The 261-nt window shown below is 70.1% G+C and carries 1 protein-coding gene; it reads left to right on the plus strand.

What is annotated here, in order from left to right; translation table 11 throughout:
• Positions 1–237: flagellin (locus ACNQ0T_RS24500; RefSeq protein ID WP_417930526.1), on the plus strand; the 237-nt coding region annotated here is incomplete at its 5' end.
• Between the last annotated feature and the right edge of the window lie 24 nt (positions 238–261).

The following is a 261-nucleotide window of genomic DNA, read 5'->3' on the forward strand; positions in this document are numbered from 1 at the left end:
GTTCTGCACCGCGTCACCCTTGGCGCGGTGCAGAACCGATTCAGCCAGACCATCCAGAACCTGCAGACGGCCGGCCAGAACCTGTCGGCCTCGCGCAGCCGCATCCAGGACGCCGACTTCGCGGCCGAGACCGCCGCGCTGAGCCGCGCCCAGGTGCTGCAGCAGGCCGGCACGGCGATGGTCGCGCAGGCCAACCAGCTGCCGCAGCAGGTGCTGCAGCTGCTGCGCAATGGCTGATCGGCAGCCAGCACTCAGCTTCGC

This window comes from Enterobacter cloacae complex sp.6700776 (assembly GCF_048284255.1).
In the GTDB taxonomy this organism is placed as follows: Bacteria; Pseudomonadota; Gammaproteobacteria; order Enterobacterales; family Enterobacteriaceae; genus Enterobacter; species Enterobacter intestinihominis.